This is a genomic window from Chryseobacterium defluvii (genome assembly GCF_014204415.1).
Lineage (GTDB): Bacteria > Bacteroidota > Bacteroidia > Flavobacteriales > Weeksellaceae > Chryseobacterium > Chryseobacterium defluvii_A.
In genome coordinates this window covers 16,511-35,555 of record NZ_JACHLE010000008.1, presented here as the reverse complement: position 1 = coordinate 35,555, position 19,045 = coordinate 16,511, and the positions used below count along the sequence as shown (strand labels likewise).

At 37.0% G+C, this 19,045-nt stretch carries 21 protein-coding genes and 1 pseudogene; 3 read left to right on the top strand and 19 right to left on the bottom strand.

Annotation, left to right across the window (positions count from 1 at the left end; translation table 11 throughout):
• Nucleotides 1-14 precede the first annotated feature (14 nt).
• From HNP38_RS17385 to HNP38_RS17375, 3 genes are read right to left on the bottom strand one after another with little or no spacing between them, the layout of a single operon-like run.
• Nucleotides 15-305, bottom strand: coding sequence for a winged helix-turn-helix domain-containing protein (locus HNP38_RS17385; RefSeq protein WP_184191940.1), 291 nt, complete (start codon nucleotides 303-305; stop codon nucleotides 15-17).
• Between the two features lie 5 nt (nucleotides 306-310).
• Nucleotides 311-925, bottom strand: a complete 615-nt coding sequence (locus tag HNP38_RS17380) for a hypothetical protein (RefSeq protein ID WP_184191939.1) — start codon at nucleotides 923-925, stop codon at nucleotides 311-313.
• On the bottom strand, nucleotides 925-1,542 hold the full coding sequence (locus HNP38_RS17375; protein WP_184191938.1) for a hypothetical protein: 618 nt from the start codon (nucleotides 1,540-1,542) through the stop codon (nucleotides 925-927). The genes HNP38_RS17380 and HNP38_RS17375 overlap by 1 nt, the downstream gene beginning before the upstream one ends.
• Before the next feature lie 124 nt (nucleotides 1,543-1,666).
• Here HNP38_RS17375 and HNP38_RS17370 point away from each other — a divergent pair, with 124 nt between their 5' ends.
• The gene (locus HNP38_RS17370; protein WP_184191937.1) at nucleotides 1,667-3,268 is read left to right on the top strand and encodes a class I SAM-dependent methyltransferase; all 1,602 of its coding nucleotides are present in this window, start codon (nucleotides 1,667-1,669) and stop codon (nucleotides 3,266-3,268) included.
• Between the two features lie 140 nt (nucleotides 3,269-3,408).
• On the opposite strand, the gene HNP38_RS17365 is transcribed toward HNP38_RS17370, so the two are convergent.
• Nucleotides 3,409-4,173: an enoyl-CoA hydratase/isomerase family protein gene (locus HNP38_RS17365; protein ID WP_184191936.1), complete on the bottom strand. Its 765-nt coding sequence runs from the start codon at nucleotides 4,171-4,173 to the stop codon at nucleotides 3,409-3,411.
• A 238-nt stretch (nucleotides 4,174-4,411) separates the two neighbouring features.
• On the opposite strand from HNP38_RS17365, the gene HNP38_RS17360 reads away from it, so the two are divergent.
• Nucleotides 4,412-4,963 (top strand): phage tail protein, encoded by a 552-nt coding sequence (locus tag HNP38_RS17360; RefSeq protein ID WP_184192003.1) that lies wholly within the window; start codon nucleotides 4,412-4,414, stop codon nucleotides 4,961-4,963.
• A gap of 24 nt (nucleotides 4,964-4,987) precedes the next feature.
• The gene (locus HNP38_RS17355) at nucleotides 4,988-5,809 is read left to right on the top strand and encodes a T9SS type A sorting domain-containing protein (protein WP_184191935.1); all 822 of its coding nucleotides are present in this window, start codon (nucleotides 4,988-4,990) and stop codon (nucleotides 5,807-5,809) included.
• 75 nt (nucleotides 5,810-5,884) lie between these two features.
• Here HNP38_RS17355 and HNP38_RS17350 read toward each other — a convergent pair.
• The 15 genes and pseudogenes from HNP38_RS17350 to paaA form a co-directional block, all read right to left on the bottom strand.
• Nucleotides 5,885-6,567 (bottom strand): annotated as a pseudogene (locus HNP38_RS17350) (SMUG2 DNA glycosylase family protein).
• Nucleotides 6,568-6,644: 77 nt separating this feature from the next.
• Nucleotides 6,645-9,140 carry a phenylacetic acid degradation bifunctional protein PaaZ gene (gene paaZ, locus HNP38_RS17345; RefSeq protein WP_184191934.1) on the bottom strand — a complete coding sequence of 832 codons (2,496 nt, stop codon included), beginning with the start codon at nucleotides 9,138-9,140 and terminating at the stop codon, nucleotides 6,645-6,647.
• An 8-nt stretch (nucleotides 9,141-9,148) separates the two neighbouring features.
• Nucleotides 9,149-9,850, bottom strand: a complete 702-nt coding sequence (locus HNP38_RS17340) for a DUF6624 domain-containing protein (protein ID WP_184191932.1) — start codon at nucleotides 9,848-9,850, stop codon at nucleotides 9,149-9,151.
• A gap of 54 nt (nucleotides 9,851-9,904) precedes the next feature.
• Nucleotides 9,905-10,732: an alpha/beta hydrolase gene (locus HNP38_RS17335; RefSeq protein WP_184191930.1), complete on the bottom strand. Its 828-nt coding sequence runs from the start codon at nucleotides 10,730-10,732 to the stop codon at nucleotides 9,905-9,907.
• A 20-nt stretch (nucleotides 10,733-10,752) separates the two neighbouring features.
• The gene (locus HNP38_RS17330) at nucleotides 10,753-11,346 is read right to left on the bottom strand and encodes a transferase hexapeptide repeat family protein (RefSeq protein ID WP_184191928.1); all 594 of its coding nucleotides are present in this window, start codon (nucleotides 11,344-11,346) and stop codon (nucleotides 10,753-10,755) included.
• 116 nt (nucleotides 11,347-11,462) lie between these two features.
• A complete protein-coding gene (gene pcaF, locus HNP38_RS17325) occupies nucleotides 11,463-12,668 on the bottom strand; it encodes a 3-oxoadipyl-CoA thiolase (RefSeq protein ID WP_184191926.1) in 1,206 nt (401 codons plus the stop codon).
• A gap of 80 nt (nucleotides 12,669-12,748) precedes the next feature.
• A complete protein-coding gene (locus tag HNP38_RS17320) occupies nucleotides 12,749-13,108 on the bottom strand; it encodes a four helix bundle protein (RefSeq protein WP_184192001.1) in 360 nt (119 codons plus the stop codon).
• 128 nt (nucleotides 13,109-13,236) lie between these two features.
• Entirely contained in the window at nucleotides 13,237-13,650 is a 414-nt protein-coding gene (locus HNP38_RS17315) for a PaaI family thioesterase (protein ID WP_184191924.1), read from the bottom strand.
• Between the two features lie 81 nt (nucleotides 13,651-13,731).
• Nucleotides 13,732-14,862: a 3-hydroxyacyl-CoA dehydrogenase NAD-binding domain-containing protein gene (locus tag HNP38_RS17310; RefSeq protein WP_184191922.1), complete on the bottom strand. Its 1,131-nt coding sequence runs from the start codon at nucleotides 14,860-14,862 to the stop codon at nucleotides 13,732-13,734.
• Between the two features lie 103 nt (nucleotides 14,863-14,965).
• Complete coding sequence (locus HNP38_RS17305; protein ID WP_184191920.1) at nucleotides 14,966-15,766, bottom strand: enoyl-CoA hydratase/isomerase family protein; 801 nt, start codon at nucleotides 15,764-15,766, stop codon at nucleotides 14,966-14,968.
• Nucleotides 15,767-15,927: 161 nt separating this feature from the next.
• A complete protein-coding gene (gene paaD, locus HNP38_RS17300) occupies nucleotides 15,928-16,392 on the bottom strand; it encodes a 1,2-phenylacetyl-CoA epoxidase subunit PaaD (protein WP_184191918.1) in 465 nt (154 codons plus the stop codon).
• 99 nt (nucleotides 16,393-16,491) lie between these two features.
• A complete protein-coding gene (locus HNP38_RS18155; RefSeq protein ID WP_317166746.1) occupies nucleotides 16,492-16,710 on the bottom strand; it encodes a four helix bundle protein in 219 nt (72 codons plus the stop codon).
• A gap of 173 nt (nucleotides 16,711-16,883) precedes the next feature.
• A complete protein-coding gene (gene paaC / locus HNP38_RS17290) occupies nucleotides 16,884-17,633 on the bottom strand; it encodes a 1,2-phenylacetyl-CoA epoxidase subunit PaaC (RefSeq protein WP_184191916.1) in 750 nt (249 codons plus the stop codon).
• Between the two features lie 70 nt (nucleotides 17,634-17,703).
• Entirely contained in the window at nucleotides 17,704-17,985 is a 282-nt protein-coding gene (gene paaB, locus HNP38_RS17285) for a 1,2-phenylacetyl-CoA epoxidase subunit PaaB (RefSeq protein WP_184191914.1), read from the bottom strand.
• Between the two features lie 104 nt (nucleotides 17,986-18,089).
• Nucleotides 18,090-19,028, bottom strand: a complete 939-nt coding sequence (paaA, locus tag HNP38_RS17280) for a 1,2-phenylacetyl-CoA epoxidase subunit PaaA (RefSeq protein WP_184191913.1) — start codon at nucleotides 19,026-19,028, stop codon at nucleotides 18,090-18,092.
• Between the last annotated feature and the right edge of the window lie 17 nt (nucleotides 19,029-19,045).

Here is a 19,045-nt window from a genome sequence, read left to right as displayed (position 1 = left end):
AAAAAAATTTAATCTTATTTTCCTATTAATTTTTCAAGAGCATTCAAATGCTCCGTAAAGGCCTCTCTTCCGCTTTGGGTTACTCTGTAAGAAGTTTTCGGCTTCTTTCCTACAAACTCTTTTTTTACTTCAATATATCCTGCTTTTTCCAAAGCATTGCTGTGACTGGCGAGATTACCGTCCGTAATTTCCAGCAGCCCTTTCATCTCTGAGAAATCAACCCAATCGTTGACCATAAGAACGGACATAATGCCCAATCTTACACGGCTTTCGAATTCTTTGTTGAGTTGATTTATTTTTATCATTTTCATTATTGTTTGTGAGGAAAACATTGTGGTCCCACGGCACCTCCTCCATATTCCAACGCTAATTTATTATTGACCAAGATATACTGGCATCCATCATTAAAATCGCTTCTATCTGTTTCTTTTTTCTGAAATACATTAAAAGAAAGCATGCCTAATCCGCTTCTTTTGAATCCAACTTTCACCGGTTCCCCATCTTCTATAGAAATACAATCTGCTTGATCAAGTTTCTCTTTCAGCATTTTAATCTCCTCCTTACTCCACCCTAAATCTTTTTTAAGTTCGGGCTTTGTTAAATTTTCAACATTAACATCCCATTGCTGATAAATCTTTCCGGTTGCATCATCAGGAGCTATTCTCAGTCTTTCCAAAACTGTATCATCCTTAAACTCTATTTCAACTATTTTGCCGGTAGGTTTAATACTGTAATAGTATTGAATCAGCTTATCAATTTCCTTTTCATTAACAAGATATTCTTCCTTAAGCTCATCAATAGAATAACTTTTATCAAAACCTCCAAAAGCAGAAAAAATCATGAGCGCAAAAATAATGCATCCAACAATAAAAACACCTCCTGCAATAGCAAAACCAATAAAAATATTTTTCGATATACTGGACATTATTTATACTTCTTATGCATAATCAGCCCATAGACGATATGCAAAACCCCGAACCCTATTGCCCAGGCTACTAATCCCCACCCCAGCATAAACAGGGAAACCAATCCTAAAACAATCTGGCAATATCCTAAATATTTTATATCCGTTAAGGTATATCTTTCCGCACTCACCAAAGCCAGCCCGTAAAAAATCAAGGTTGCAGGTGCAATTAATGCAAAAAGATGGTGATACAGTAGAGCAATGCAAACAAATCCCCCGGTTACCAAGGGAACCATAAAGGTGATCAGAAGGCGTTTTGTAGTTGCATCCCACATTTTCAATCCTTTCTTCTTACTTTTATGGGCTGTAAAGAGGTATCCGCATGACACGGCAGTAATTAAGATCAAAGTTCCTATAATTACTAATTCTTTTACTAAAGCCGGACCATAGATGTTTCTTTCACCATCAAAATAATCAATTCCTTCTCTCTGAAACACAAAATATACATACACTGCCCCGATAATGGCCGCCAAACCGGCAAAAACCCCTGATAATCCGCTCAGTGAAATAAACCTGGAAGAACGTTCCATCATGGAACGAATATGCGATAAGTCTTCGTGATAGTTTTTTGAATCCATATAAAGAACTTTGAAATACAAAGTTATAATTAAATTTCAAATCCCAAAATATTTTTTTAAATTTTCTCTATGAATTTTATGTGCTGAATAATTCTTAACTTTAAGGAAACTAATTTGGGAATTCATGAATAAAGAGATTTTACGCTCCTTAATATTCAGGCATCTGGATGGTATTGTTACCGCTCCTACGGTCACATCGCTTGTAAAGAAAGATATTATCTGTTATATCATTGACAAAAATGAAGTAAGCCTTTCTGTGCTCACTGAAACGTTCAAAGCCAATGACGGTTACCTGAATGTAGCTTTGCGTACACTGGCTTCTCAGGGGTTTTTGGATTACAAGGTAGATAATGCAAAAGATGAGGTCATCCTATCAGCCAATACCCACACCCAATATCTGCAAAAGTACTCTCCTCTTTATTTTAAAGTGATCCCGTTTCAGAGAAAATCAACGGATATAAGGAATCAGATCGTTGAACATTCATTCATTGAAGAATTCACCCGGCTCATCCTTTCCATCCAAAATAATTTCGGGATGACAATCTCTGATCATCCTGAGGAGAAAAAGATCCAGGAGCAGATCCTCAAGCATATTGAAGGCTGTATTATCGGCCCTGTCATTGTATATCTTGGTATGACAGGGATGTTCCACAAATATTTTATGGAGACTTCATTTCAGGCTGCTGAATTTCATAAGAATGAAGAAAATTTTGAAGTGATCCTGGATTTCCTCACTCATCTGGAATGGTTCAAAAAATCAGGTAATAATTATAAATTTACGGAGACGGGAATTTATTTTGCCAAAAGGGCAGCCTCTTATGGGGTAACGGTCTCTTATCTTCCCCTGTTAAATAAAATGGATGACCTGCTGTTTGGCAATGCTTCAAAAATGAGGGAAATTAAAGAAGGAGAAGACGAAATTCATGTAGACCGTGCTATGAATGTCTGGGGAAGCGGCGGAGCTCATTCTAATTATTTTAAGGTGGCCAATGATTTTATCATCGAAATCTTTAATCAGCCTATTCATCTGCAGCCGAAAGGGGTTCTGGATATGGGCTGCGGGAACGGGGCTTTTATCCAGCATATCTTCAATACGATAGAAAGGCATACGATCCGCGGAAAAATGCTGGAAGAATATCCATTATTTTTAGTAGGTGCAGATTACAATCCTGCTGCATTAAAAGCCACCAGGGCCAACCTCATCAGCAATGATATCTGGGCGAAGGTCATATGGGGTGATATCGGTAATCCTAAAAAACTGGCAGAGGACCTGAAAAAGGATTATGATATTGAGCTTTCCGATCTTCTGAATATAAGAACATTTTTGGATCATAACAGGATCTGGAAAACTCCTGAAAACAAGAATCCGGAAAGGATAAGCACCTCAACCGGCGCTTATGCCTTCAGAGGAAAAAGATTATCTAACAAGCTGGTGGAAGAAAGCCTGAAAGAGCATCTTGACCTCTGGATGCCCTACATCCGGAAGAACGGGCTTCTGATCATTGAACTGCATGCCCTGGATCCGAAACTTACAAGCGGAAACATAGGAAAAACTGCTGCTACAGCTTATGAAGCCACCCATGGCTATTCCGACCAGTATATTCTGGAAATTGATGTTTTCAGGAAACTTTGTCTGGAAACGGGGCTGAATATAGATCAAGAACTTTTCAGGAAATTTCCCGATTCAGAACTGGCTACGGTTTCTATCAATTTACTAAAATCATAAGAAACAAAGCCTTGCTTTAGCAAGGCTTTGCTTAAATAATAAAATCCGGGTGATTAATTTTACATTTACGGTCATCCTGACGCAGACGAAAATCAGAGAATGAAGCCTAAAGTATTCGGAAGAATACTAAGAATATAAAATTACTTTACCTTTAATCTCTCTTTTATTAATTCTATATTTTTCTTAGCCGAATCTTCTAAGATCAGGCTTGCACTCATATGAATTCTTGCAGGCATTAGTTCATTGAAATGCTCCGTTCCTTCCCAGGATACTTTTTTAATTAATGCCAGTGCATCGCTGCTTCTGGAAGCCAAGGTCTGTAAAAACTTATCCAGTTTACCATCCATTTCTTCAATATTTTCTGATACCGAATGGTAAATATTGTGCTGCTCCGCCCATTCTGCAGATCTGAAATCCGCATCAATAGCCATCGCCGAGAATTGGGACTTTCCTATTTTCCTTTCGACATACGGGCCGATCACGAAAGGGCCAATCCCTAAATTAATTTCCGTTAATGCTAAAGAAGAATCTTTGGTCGCAAAACAGTAATCAGCACCGCAGGCAATTCCAACTCCGCCTCCTGTTGTTTTTCCCTGTACTCTTACCACTACAATTTTCCCACAGTTTCTCATCGCATTCAGCACTTTGGCAAAACCTCCGAAAAACTTCGTGGAAGCTTCTAATTCTTCTATGGACAACAACTCATCGAAGCTTGCTCCCGCACAAAATGCCTTTTCTCCTTCGCTTTTGATCAGGATAGCTTTCACCTCTTCTTTTGCACCTTCTTCCAGAATAGTTTGGGCCAGTTTTTCGAGAATTGCTCCCGGAAGAGAATTACTTTTTGGCGTCCCGAATGTAATTTCGGCAATATTGTTCTTAAGTTCTGATGCTACGAATTCGTTCATTTTTAAATTTTATATTAATCTCCGCAAAAATACTAAATATTAGCCAGTTCAAACCCGCCATTACGTATAAATACGTAACGGATAATTTGGTATTTTCTACTCTATTTTCGCCTCTATTTATATCGTTTCTTTGAAGTGTTCATTGAGGCGGAAATTTTCAATATGTATCATGAACAATGGCGGAATCCGAAAAGCCAACAGACAGAGTAGGAAATTTAAACTGAAAAAGTATATTACCATGGACGAATTTATCGGAATCATCAAATTATTTGCAGGAAACTTTGCTCCTAGAAACTGGATGTTCTGCGATGGAAGATTATTAAGTATTTCCCAAAATACGGCTTTGTTCTCAATTTTAGGTACAACCTATGGTGGTGACGGAATCACAACATTTGCTTTACCTGATCTTAGGGGAAGTATGGCCCTGGGAGCAGGAAATTCCAAAACGGGAAGAAGTTATCAATTGGGTGAGGCCGCAGGAACACCTACAACAACGCTTACTACACAAAACTTACCTAGTATTCCTGCCGGTTTTCAATTGAAAGTAGCCAACAAGAACGCTAATACCGCAACTCCTACCAATACAGCTACCCTTGCCATTACAGGAACACAGAACGGCAGAGATTTTACGGCAGTACCTAGCTTTATCAATAATGCAGCTCCGGATACCGCGATCAATGCTCAGTCAATTTCTTATGCAGGACAAAATCTTCCGGTTGATAATATGCCTCCTTATTTGGGACTTAATTATATTATCTGTGCCTATGGGATTTATCCTCCGAGAGATTAATATTTCACCCCTAAATTTAAAATCATGAAAAGAACTATTTTTTTAACGATCTGTACGGCTCTCACTTCGATCCTTTCGCTTGGGCAAACCAGTACAGAGATGTTTGAAACAGAGTCTCACAGCAGCTCAAGCTTTACAGACAATGGAGTGATTTTCAACATTAATTCACATGTAACGACTTTTGACCTGCAAGCCAACTACCCGGGAACCGGATGGAGCGGGACAGCAAACGACAACCGGTATATTGACAATTCGAATTCTGCAGGCAACGGGGCTTCTTTCAGCCTGAAAACAACTTCGAATTTGTTTAAAGCCAACCGATTCTGGATATATCTTTCCAATACTTCATTGGATCAGACTGTTTCCGGAACGCTTACGGTAACAGGAAAACTGAGCGGAGTGACCAAATTCACCCAAACCAAGACTACAGGCTTCGCGACATCACTGGGGACAACAAACGGCTACACCCTGATCGATCTTACCAATCTCAATGCCCAGAATTATAGCAACATCATCATAGATGAGCTTCAGATCACGCTGGGCGGGGCATATACTTACGCCGGGCTGGATGCCTTCACCTGGGTAAAAGATTCAGGGATGGTTTTAGCAGCCAATGAAATAAAAGTTTCAAAAAATGCTCTCAGTGTGTATCCCAACCCTATTTATGGCCCTTTCTCAATAAGAAGTGATGAAAGTTCCAGAGCAAATATTTATGATCAGGCAGGTAAACTTGTAAAATCACTGGAAGTAATACAAGGCGAAAACAAAGCAGATGTTTCCGACCTTCCCAATGGGATCTATCTGATCAAAACGGCTTCCGAAACGCATAAGATTATCAAGAGATAGCTTATTATACCAACTAACAACCATGAAAACTTTTGTATAAAGTTTGAAAAAACCTCTTCTGGTATCAGGAGAGGTTTATTTTTTCAAAGCCAGAATATACTTGTCAATATACAGGTCTTTTTCCTTTGATTTATATTGCTGAATAAACCGCGGATGATCTAAAACCGTCATGGTATCAAACAATTTTTCTTCCTGATTTAATTTAGCTATAAAATCTGCATTCTTTTTCCCGAGAATGAATACCTCTGAAGTATCCAGATTAAGACTGATATGTTTCTTCAATGAGTCGATCATAAAGCCTTTCACATCTTCAAATAGTCTTTTATCATCGTAATAATTGGCATTCAGCCGCCGTTCTTTGATTTTCTTACAATGGCCAAAGGAAAGGGTGAATTGATATAACAGTCTCTGTAGAACTCCTCAACTCCGCCATAATGCCCGATCATATCGTAGATAAAAACCGACGAAATCTCGTGTGTATGAGCAGATTTCATCACAATTCCGCAAGCACTTTCGAGGCGTTTTGTATCGGTAAAGGGTACTCCGGTAACTCCGGCTCCGTGCCGGCTGGGATTGATCCCGATGATGAATTTTCTTTGGTTTGAATCGTTATAGTATTTGTGATAAAACTCCTGCATCACTTTCATGGTTTCGGGATTATCGAGATGGGGATTCAGTACCTGGAAATCTTCTGGTAAATTTCCGGAATACTGCAAATTCCTGTTGAATTCTATGACTCTGTTTGCAAAAGTTTCCATAAATAATATAAAAATGAAACAATGCAGCAATTATTGGTAAACTGCTACATTGTTATATTATTAAATTTCTCAACTTATTAAATCAATCCAAACTGCTCAAAGTGATGAGTGAAATGTTTTCTGTGCATCAGTTCCATCATTTCTTTATTCAGTTTACCGAAAACAAAATGTAAATGCTCTGCTTCCGGATTTTCTCTGTAATAAATAATATACTTCTGAATGGTATTAAGAAAAGATTCTCTGGCTGCCTCTAAGTTTTTATGCTTTAATGGGGGTAAACTTCCATCATCCGGTAAGAAAGGAGCCGGGAAATCTTTTGGCATTTTTCTATGATTGTACAAAGAGTCCTGATATTTTTCCAGATTTTCTTCCGGAGTGTAGCATTTTTCAGCTTCCGGTTCTCCTATGCTGTGATTTACAGTAGTTTCAAGGTGCTCAAGCATTTCCTGTGGAGTCATTTTGCCCCATTTTGCCTGAGAACTTTCAGTTAAACCATTTAAAATTTTCTGGATATTTTTCACTTTCAGATCAATGAAAGGAGATTGTTTAGCCACTAAAGTTAAAATCGTAGCTACACAAACTACTTCTTCTCTTTGATTCACAACTTCAACCAACCATTTCACAACCCCAGAAGGAATGTTTCTTCCTTTTACTCCTCTATTGATCTTTTCTTTTGCTGTTAAATAAACAGTGATCGTATCTCCGGCATAAACAGGTTTAAAGAATGAACAGTTTTCAAGTCCGTAATTGGCAATTACAGGTCCTTTTTTACCTGAAACGAATAATCCCGCCGCCGCAGAAAGGATGAAATATCCGTGAGCAACTGTTTTATCGAAGATAGTTCCTGTTAAACTTGTAGCATCTGTATGTGCGTAGAAATGATCCCATGAAACATTGGAGAAGTTTACGATATCTGCATCTGTAACGGTTCTTCCCGCAGTTTCCAGAGAGTCTCCCACTTCTACTTCTTCAAAATATTTTTGGAATGGATGTTTGTCTGAGTATTTTTTCTCAGCGCCCTGCTGATATATTTTAGTAATAGCCGTTAAAATATCCGGTGAACCCTGGATTGCTGTTTTTTGTAAGAAGAAATGAAGACCGTTCAATCCGCCCATTTCTTCACCGCCCCCTGCTCTACCCGGGCCTCCGTGCATTAAGGTAGGCAATGGTGAACCGTGACCTGTACTTTCTTTAGCGTTGTCTCTGTTCAATACGAAAACTCTTCCGTGTTGGGAAGCCATTTTCCATGAAGTTTCGGCTACAAATTCGTTATCATAAGAAATGATGGAACCTACCAGACTCCCTTTTCCTCTTTTTGCCAAAGCTGCCGCTTCTTCTGCATCTTTGTAAGGCATCAAAGTAGAAACCGGACCGAATGCTTCTACATCGTGAGAGATGTTTTTCTCGAAAGGTTTGTCATTCAGGAACAATTTCGGACTCATGAATGATCCTTTTTCGTAGTCTGCATCTACAAGCTCATGTTTTCCATCATAAACAAGCTCTGTTTCTGCTTTTAGGATGTCTATTTTTCTAAGAACCTCATCATATTGTTGTTTTCCGACAAGAGATCCCATTCTAGTTTCTCTGCTTAATGGGTTTCCAATTTTTGTCTGATCTAAAGCTTTAGATAAAGCATTTTGAACGTCTCCAACCAAATGTTCAGGAACGATAATTCTTCTGATCGCCGTACATTTCTGACCGGCTTTTGTAGTCATTTCGTTACGAACTTCTTTGATAAACAGATCAAATTCAGGAGTTCCGGGTTTTGCATCTAGTCCAAGGATCGAACAGTTCAAAGAATCTGCTTCCATATTGAAACGTACTGCATTTCCTGCCACTGATGGTAAAGATTTTAATTTTCTACCTGTAGTAGCAGAACCCGTAAATAATACGGAGTCTCCATCCTGAACATATTCAAGAATATTTCCCGGCTCACCACAAACTAACTGAAGCGCACCTTCGGGAAGATGCCCGCTTTCGATCATATCCTGAAAAACAGCATTCGTCAAATATGAACCAAAAGGAGACGGCTTCACAATGGAAGGAACCCCTGCCAATAATGAGGTTGACAATTTCTCCAACATTCCCCAAACCGGAAAGTTATAGGCATTGATCTGGATTGAAACCCCTTCATTTGGAGTCAAAATGTGAGTTCCCAGGTGAGTTCCGTTAGCAGAAATTTTCTGTGTATCTCCATCTACCCAAAATGGTGTGTTTGGAAGCGTTCTTTTTGCCAAACCAGAATAAGTGAAGAAAGTTCCGAAACCTCCTTCGATATCTACCCAAGAATCAACGTGAGTTGCCCCAGTTTTATATGATAATTCGTAATATTTTTTCTTTCTTTCCAACAGGTAAAGAGCCACTTTTTTCAGCATCTCTCCACGATCATAGAAAGTCATTGAAGACAGGTTTTTGTACCCTACTGTTCTTCCGAAATCAAGAGCCTGCTCAAAATTAAGCCCTTCTGTATCTGAAACAGCTACCTGTTCTCCGTTTACCGCATTGTATAAAGGAATTCCGTTTCCGTTTCCTTCTACCCATTCTCCACAGATATAGTTTTTTAACTTTTCCATATAGTTATTTACTTTTTATTTTTATTTTGAAGTTGTAAAGCTTCTTCTAAAGTATAATTTTTAAATATAAAATCTTTCCCTAAGAGATCTTGAGCATAATCTTCCACTGTTTGTCCGAAACCCACTTCATCTCGTAATCTATTCACATTTTTAAAGTCTTTAATTGGCCAGATTATCCATACAATTTCCACTTTACCGTCTTTTGTCGTTTTAAAGGATCGAGCCTGAGTTCCGTAAATCTGCTCTTTACCATCCTGTACAAGTTGCCTGTCAAGCATCATTGCGTATAATCTGAAAGGAAGCTCATTTTCCTCAGCTGCTTTTTTAATCACCGGCAAATACTGATTGATCTTTGATGAATGTTGAATAACCAACCAAGCTGTTTTATTTTCAGGCTCTCCCACCAAAGATTTTCCCGGATATCCATATTTCGCTATAATTTTTTCAATTTTTGCTAAATTTTCTGCATCCTGTTGATCCATTTTTTTGCCCAACCCGACGGTTGCCTCTTCCTGAGTAAGATTTTTTTCTTTTATGATCTCTTTTCTTCTTTCTGGTGAAGTTTCAGGAAGCATAAACTCACGATAGATCTGATCATCTTTATCGATCTGAGCCAATTCATTTTTAAGCTCAACATTCATTTCCTTATCCTGAATTTTCTGACAATTCATAAAAAAAGGAAAGAAAATGGCGAAAAATAAATATTTCATATAAATTAATTTAGCAATTGTAATTATATCGACAGTATTCTCAGTTTATTATATCTATTTGGGTTCCTGATAAGGAAACAATTTTACTAACCCTTCATATAAACTTTTGTGAAGTATGGTTGCATGATTATCTGTTTCCATCATTTTATATTCTACTGTCCACTTCTTTTTTCCAGAATTTTTTAGAACATCATAAATGTCTTCCGCATCTTTTACCATAACGGGATGTTCTCCTTTCCCAACAGAAACGTAAACAAACTTCTTTGTATCCGGTATTTTGTCAAGCAATTCTTTTGCTTGTTTTAAAAGGCTTTCATCATCCCACCATAAGCTTGGACTGATAATAAAATAGTTGTTAAACATTTGTGGCTTCTTCAAAAGGATCTCTATTGCCAAAAGTCCGCCTAAAGATTGTCCCATTAAATAGGACTCTGTCGTTTTATAGTGTTTTTCAACAAAAGGTTTTAATTCTTTCTCTAAAAAACCGATGAATTTATCGGAATGTCCCGTTGTAGGATAATCCTGCTGTAATTCTTTTATGTCTGTATGATAGGTAAAGTCTCTTTTTCTATCCACATTCGCAATTCCTACAACAATGGTTTCAGGCATTGAATACATTAGATTGAAGAACTGCACCAATCCTGCAACATGTACAAAATCCTCGTTCATACTTCCATCCAGAAGATAAATTACAGGATATGATTTTGTTTTATCATACCCTTGAGGAAGATAAATGTTCAACGTTCTTTCTTCTTTAAGGATAGTTGACTTTAAGGTTCTGGTTTCTCCAATTGTGAGTGGTTTTACGGTTTTGCTTTGCGCTAAAATTATAAATTTAAATACAAACAAAAAGCTACACGCAATGAGGATTTTCTTAATCATATTATATTTTGTACGGTTGATTATTTTACATCATCCCAAATGCTGTAATCAACAATTTTTGTAGGTGTCTGCTGAACAAATTCTGTAAATGGCTCACAAGGCAGAATAGCTTCTTTTCCTTCTCTTGCAAGTTCCTGGTACAATTTTGTCCCTTCTGTTTTCCAGCGGATCATTTCATCTGATACGTCACGGATCACTTTTGCAGGACTTCCCACTATCAATTTTCTAGATTCACACCTGAAATTGGCAGGAACAAAAGCCAATGCCCCGATGATGCATTCATCCCCAATAATAGCCTTATCCATTACGACTGAGTTCATTCCAACTAAACAGTTCTTACCGATATGTCCGGAATGAATGATCGCCCCATGACCAATGTGTGCGGATTCTTCTAAAATGGTTTCAATATTCGGGAATACATGAAGGGTACAGTTTTCCTGAACATTGGCACCATCTTTTACAATGATTCTACCCCAGTCACCACGGATAACGGCATTGGGGCCAACATAAACTTCTTCGCCTATTTCCACATTACCAATGATCACTGCCTTCGGATGAATGTAGGCAGAGGGTTTGATGATGGGGCGGACTCCGTGATATGAGTAGATGTTCATAAAATTTTAATTTAACAATGTATCAATATAACAGTTTACCAATTAGATGTTTCGACAAGTCCAGCATGGCAGGAATTGTTACATTGATACATTTTTAGATTGTTATATTGAAAAAGCTACGCTTTTTCGATTACCATTGCATAACCCTGTCCTACACCAATACAAAGGGTACATAATGCATATTTCTTATCCTGCTTTTGAAGCTCCAATGCAGCAGAACCAACGATTCTTGCTCCTGAAACGCCAAGTGGATGCCCTATTGCAATGGCTCCCCCGTTAGGATTTATTCTTGTGTCATCATCTTTTAAGCCTAAGCTCCTTGTTACAGCTAAAGCTTGGGCAGCAAATGCTTCGTTTAGTTCAATGATGTCCATATCGTCTAATGAAAGATTTAATCTTTTCAATAGTTTTTGCGTTGCTTCTACGGGTCCGATTCCCATAATTCTTGGCTCAACTCCTGCAACTGATGATCCTAAAATCTTAGCTTTTGGTTTTAATCCGTATTTTTTAACGGCTTCTTCACTTGCCAGAATAAGAGCTGCTGCTCCGTCATTCATTCCTGAAGCATTCCCGGCAGTTACCGTTCCTTCTTTTCTGAAAGCCGGACGAAGTTTTCCTAGCCCTTCCATAGAAGATGTTGGCTTTATGAATTCATCAGTATCAAAGATTTTAGCTTCTCCTTTTTTCTGTGGAATTTCAACTTTTACGATTTCTTCTGCCAATCTTCCGCTTTCCCGTGCTTTTGTCGCTTTCTGTTGAGACCAAAGTGCAAATTTGTCCTGATCTTCTCTACTGATCTGGTGAATATCTGCTAAGTTTTCAGCAGTTTCTCCCATTCCATCAACTCCGTACATTTCTTTCATTTTCGGGTTGATGAAACGCCATCCGAAAGTGGTATCAAACATCTGGCTGTCTCTTCCGAATGCCATACTTGGTTTTGACATTACATAAGGTGAACGTGTCATGTGCTCTACTCCACCTGCAATATAAATTTCTCCCTCTCCTGCAGCAATGGATCTGAAAGCATTAGCTACGGCAGACATTCCCGAAGCGCAAAGCCTGTTTACTGTCTCTCCTCCAATTTTATATGGAAGTCCAGCTAACAAAAGCCCCATTCTCGCTACATTACGGTTATCTTCTCCTGACTGATTGGCACATCCGAAAATAACATCTTCAATTTCTTCCACAGGAACTTCAGGGTTTCTAGCAATAATTTCTTTCAGCACTACTGTCGCCAAATCATCTGCTCTAACTTCTGATAGTCCTCCTTGTAATTTTGAAATGGGTGTTCTGATGTAATCTATGATGTATACGTTGTTCATTTTATTCAATTTAACAATCTAATAATGTAGCAATGTACCAATTATTGTTACATTGGTAAACTGATACATTGTTACATTTTTTAAGGTTGATTTTTATTTAGACTTGTACTTAATATTTTATAAATAATTTTTCCTAATTCTATAATTTGATGTTCCAATTTTTCATCAAAGGGATAGTTTTTGGAATGTTTACACAGATATAGCCAATATTTGGTTTCTTCTAATTCTTTGGCTGAAATTTTCATCTTGTTGATGAAATCATTTTTACTGTGTGGATTTTGTGCTTCAAATGCATTTGCACCAATGCTTGTTCCTGAACGTAACAATTGTTTTGCAACAACAAATTTTCTTTTTTCCTCTAATAGATCACAAAATTCAATTATATCTAAAGAAAATTGAATGGTTTTTTCAATCAATGGATTATTTTCAAAATTTATCATCATTTTTAATTTAGCAATGTACCAATATAACAGTTTAACAATTATTGACGGTCAAATACTACAACAAAACAATAAGCATCACATTTTCCATTGGTACATTATCAGATTGTTAAATTGTTATATTGAGCTTATAGCTCCGTTACTTTTTTTCCAATTTTATAGACTGTCCCGACAAATTTCGCTACCAATTCTTTGTTTTGATTGGTGATCTGGATGTCGTAAACTGCTGTTTTTCTTGTTTCGTTTACCAATATACTTTCTGCTCTGAAGATATCGCCTTCTTTTCCTGCTTTGGTAAAATTGATGATACAGTTCAGTGCAACAGCTGCATCTCCCGAGTTGTTGGACGAAAACGCTAATGCAGAGTCTGCAAAAGCGAATGTTACTCCTCCATGAACTGTTTTAAGCCCATTGATCATTTCTTTTTTGATGGGCATTTCTATTAAACAATAATTTTCTTTAACTTCAATCATTTTGATATTCATCCATTGGGAAAAATAATCCTGATTGAGCATATAATCTGCAACTTGTCTCGGCGTCATAATTATTCTAATTTACCAATGTAACAGTGTATCAATGTACCAATAATTGTTACACTGTTACACTGTTACATTTTTATATTGTTACATTTTACGAAGTAACGGGCTTTGTCTGTATCTTTCTTCCTGATATTCTTCGTAAAGGTTTTGCAGGGTTTCAGAAATCTTTGAATAACCAATTTCTTTTCCCCAGTTTAGTAAGCCTTTTGGGTAGTTTACTCCTTTTTGCATTGCCAATTCAATGTCTTCATCATTGGCAACGCCTAATCTTTTTGCTTCAACAGCTTCATTGATCAGCATTGAGATTATTCTTAGGAATATCTGTTGATACAATGCATCGTCTTTTTGAGCCACAGGATTTTCGTCACCTTCATTGTAATCATAGAAACCTTTTCCGGTTTTTCTTCCATGAAGTTTGGCTTCAGACATACGTTGCTGTAATAAGGATGGCTTGTATTTCGGATCGTAGAAATAGTCTTTGTAAACGGTTGTTGTTACAGCAAAATTCACATCAACTCCAATTAAGTCCATTAATTCAAAAGGTCCCATTTTGAAGTTTCCTAAGGTTCTCATCGCTTCATCAACCTGTTGCGGAGTTGCAATGTTTTCTTCCACAATTCTTAATGCTTCTCCATAATAGGGACGTGCAATTCTGTTAACAATAAATCCGGGAATATCTTTTGCGATCACAGGCACTTTACCCCATTCTTTCATGAGGTTGTACATTTTTTCTGCCAATGATTTTTCTGTCACTAAGGATGGAATAACCTCAACCAGAGGCATCAATGGAGCCGGATTGAAAAAGTGAATTCCAATGAAACGCTCCGGTTTCTTTAATTCCGCTCCTAAAGAAGTAATGGAAATGGATGACGTATTGGAACCAATGATACAATCTTCTGAAACATAGTTCTCCAGTTCTGTGAAGACTTTGGTTTTAATTTCTTTGTTTTCAATGATGGCTTCAATTACGAGATCGGAGTCTTTTAAATCCTGTAGATTTTCAGCTTTACTGATATTGTTTCTGATCTCTGTAGCTTTTTCCTGAGAAATTTTAGTTTTTTCAACTAATTTTTGAAGGGTTTTCTCTAAGCCTGAAAGCGCTTTGTCTATTTGTGGACCTTGTGCATCGTATACAACAACTTTACATCCTGCCGTTGCAGCCACTTGAGCAATTCCAATACCCATGGTTCCTGCGCCAATAATTCCAATATTCATAATTTAACAGTGTATCAATATAACAATGTAACAATTCCCATTTATCGCACAACAGCAATTTCAATTGGTAAATTGCTACATTGATAGATTGCTATATTAATTTTTATTTTCCTTTATAATTAGGTTTTCTTTTTTGCAAAAAGGCATTCACACCTTCTATAAAATCTGCTGTGTCGGAGGCTTCCTGTTGCAGATCTGCTTCTAATGACAATTGCTGACTTAATGTATTGTCGTAAGAGTGAGCAAAAGCTTTTTTAGTAAGTTTGAAAGCTGCTGTCGGCATATTGGATATTCTTTCTAAAATCTCCATTGATTTCGGCATGAATTCTTCTTCACTGAAAATTTCAGCTACCAATCCGTAAGATTTGGACTCTTCGGCAGATAATTTTTTACCTGTGAATGCTAAATAATTTGCCAATTGTCTTCCTAAAAGTTTTGGTAAAAAGTAAGTTCCTCCTGTATCCGGGATCAATCCAATATTGGAAAATGCCTGAGAAAAATATGCTTTATCATTCGCCAAAACAAAATCACAAATCAAAGCCAACATTGCTCCTGCTCCCACAGCGGGACCGTTGACCAAAGCCACCACAGGTTTTTTGCAATGTGCAATTTCTGTTACTAATGGGTTATAATAGTCTTCAACAATCTTGCGAACGATGTATCTGTCATGATGTTCGCTACCTTGAACGAAAGCATCATCTAAATTTTGTCCGGAACAGAATGCTCTTCCTCTTCCTGAAATCGCGACACATCTTACTGTTTCGTCTTCACTGCATTCTTTAACAAAATCTCTTAAGTCTGCTAATGAAGGTTTTGTAAGTGCATTCATCGTTTCCGGCTGATTGAGGTAGGCGATTTTGAGTTTTCCGTCAAAATGCGTTTCAATATCAAGTTGTGTATACATGGCTTTTTAATTTAAAGATTAAATTATTTAAAAATTCAAAGATTTTAATAATGTACTAATTTACTCATAATGTAACAATTTATCAATCTAACAATGCAACAATTATAATGTCGTACAGAAAATACTAGTAAATGTTACATTATTACATTGTTATATTAATTTTAGTGACATTTAAAATAGTCAAAAGGCTCTAAACAGTCTAAGCATTGATAGGAAGCCTTACATAATGTAGACCCGAATCTGCTGATCTGTTTGGTATGCATGGAACCACAACGAGGGCATTTTTTCGGTTTCCCAATATGATGTTCGTCTGCTCCTTTTTCGGGAGGTGTAATTCCATATACACGAAGTTTTTCTCTTGCTTCATCAGTTAACCAATCTGTTGTCCATATTGGAAACATTTTGGTTACTACTTTTGCTTCCCAACCGTTCTCTTTCATGATCTTTGTGATATCTTCTTCAATGGTAAACATAGCAGGACAGGCAGAATAAGTAGGAGTAATGGTCACCTCGCAAGAATTCTCGCTGGTAATTTTTGCATCTCTCACAATGCCCAATTCCACGATATTGATCACCGGGATTTCCGGATCGGGAACGAGTTCTAATATTTCTAATAAATGTATCAATTTAACAATCTAAAAATTTACCAATGTACCAATTTAAGAATTTCTCAATGTAATAATTATTGCCAGATTGATACATTGCTAAATTGGTATATTTTCATTTTACTTTGTGTTTATACTTGTATTCAAGATTTTATAAACAATCTTGGAAATTTCCAAAATCTGATTTTTTAAATTCTCATCAAATGGATAGTTTTTAGAATGTTCACACAAATACAGCCAATATTTTGTTTCTTCAATTTCCTTTGCAGCGATTTTCATTTTATGGATAAAATCATTTTCACTTGAAGGATTTTGAGCTTCATGAACATTCGCACCTATACTTGTAGCTGACGTAACAATTGTTTAGAAATAACATATTTTCCTTCTTTATCTAGCTTTTCACAATAATCAATAATATCCAATGAAAACTGAAGTGTTTTGTTAATTATTGGATTATTATTTTCATTTGTCATATTGGTAAATTACTAGATTGTTAAATTGTTACATTATTTCTACCATGTACACCCCGGATAAGCTCTCTGCATATACTGCAATTCACAAAGAATATATCCGAAATATTCTGTATGATAGCCTGTTCTTGATTTTGGCTGCATGAAGTGATCTTTCAGATATTCTAATCCAAAATCCTGGAAATCTTTTTCTGTAACGGCTACGAACTGCTGATATAATTCATCAACATTCGGAGCTATGCTTAATGAAATCAGATCATCTTCTCCTTCTACTTTTGCGAATAAACCTTTTGTATATTCCCAAATATTTTCAATGGCTTTTACTAAACGTTCACGGCTTTCTTCTGTTCCCTGAGCGAAGATTTTCATCCATGAAGAAGTGTGTGTATAATGATATTTTACTTCTTTCAAAGATTTTTGAGCAATAGCTGAAAGTTCTTCGTCAGCAGAGTTTGATAAAGCTTCGTACATTAATTTCTGATACACAGAGAATACATATACTTTAAGAATTGTTTGTGCATAGTCTTCATTGGGCAATTCTACCCAATGTGCATTTACATATTCATGTTCGTATCTTAGGAATGCCAAATCATCTTCATTTTTACCGTTATCCGCTACTCTTGAAGCATACACGTAAAAATTATTTGCCTGACCAAGCTCATCCAAAGCGATATTAGTTAAGGCAATATCTTCTTCTAAGTAAGGACCTTTTCCACACCATTCAGATAATCTTTGCCCCATGATGAAACTGTCATCGGCAAGCTTTAATAAATAATTATATAGTGGATTCATTTTTATAGAATTTAGAAATTAGAGGTTAGAAATTAGACTAGATTCTATAATCTAACTTATAGCTTCTATTTTACATATTTTTTACATCGTTCGGAATATCATAGAAAGTTGGGTGACGATAAAGCTTATCATCCGCAGGATCGAAAAATGCATCCTGTTCCATTCCTTCTGAGCTCATAATATATTTACTTGGAACGACCCAAACACAGGTTCCTTCTTTTCTTCTTGTATACACGTCTCTTGCATTCTGCAATGCCATTTCCGCTGTTGGTGCCTGAACTGTTCCGGCGTGCTTGTGGGATAATCCCGGTTTAGTCTGAATAAACACTTCCCACATATCTAAATTTGCCATAATTAAAATTAATTTAACAATGTATCAATGTACCAGTTTAACAATGAGATGCTTCGATAAGCTTAGCATTACAATGATTGTTACATTTTTACATTGGTATATTGTTATATTGAAATTTTTTCCTGTTTTTCTGCAAAAGCTGCCGCCGCTTCTTTTACCCAAAGGTTTTCCTGCTGAGCATTTACCTTTGTCTGTAATCTTTTCTTATTACAAGGTCCGTTTCCTTTTAAGATGGTCATGAATTCATCCCAAGGAAGTTCACCGAAATCGTAATGTTGTCTTTCTTCATTCCATTTCAGATCTTGATCCGGAATGGTTAATCCTAAGAATTCAGCCTGAGAAACGGTAACGTCGATAAATCTCTGACGAAGACTGTCATTGCTTTCTCTTTTTACTCTGTAATTCATAGAAATTTTAGAGTTTGGCGAACTGTCATCGTTTGGGCCAAACATCATTAAAGCCGGCCACCAGAAACGGTTTAATGCCGCCTGAGCCATTTCTTTCTGCTGTTTTGTTCCACGACAAAGCGCCATTAAGATTTCATATCCCTGTCTTTGGTGGAAAGATTCTTCTTTACAGATCCTTACCATTGCTCTTGAATAAGGACCGTAAGAATTCCCCATCAACATTACCTGGTTCATAATCGCAGCTCCATCTACCAACCAACCGATTGCACCGATATCTGCCCAACTTAGAGTAGGATAATTGAAGATGCTTGAATATTTTGCTTTTCCAGAAAGCATATCATCATAAGTAGCATCTCTGTCTGCTCTGATGGTTCCGTTTCCTAATGTTTCAGTAGCAGCGTAAAGATATAATCCATGTCCTGCCTCGTCCTGAACTTTAGCCAAAAGAGCCATTTTTCTTCTTAATGAAGGTGCTCTGGAGATCCAGTTAGCTTCCGGCAACATTCCTACAATTTCAGAATGGGCGTGCTGTGAGATCTGACGAACCAATAGCTTCCTGTAATCATCAGGCATGATATCTTTTGGTTCTACTTTATTTTCTTCGTGAACGTATTGAACAAATTTTTCTAAGTCCATAATTTTTCAATTTAGCA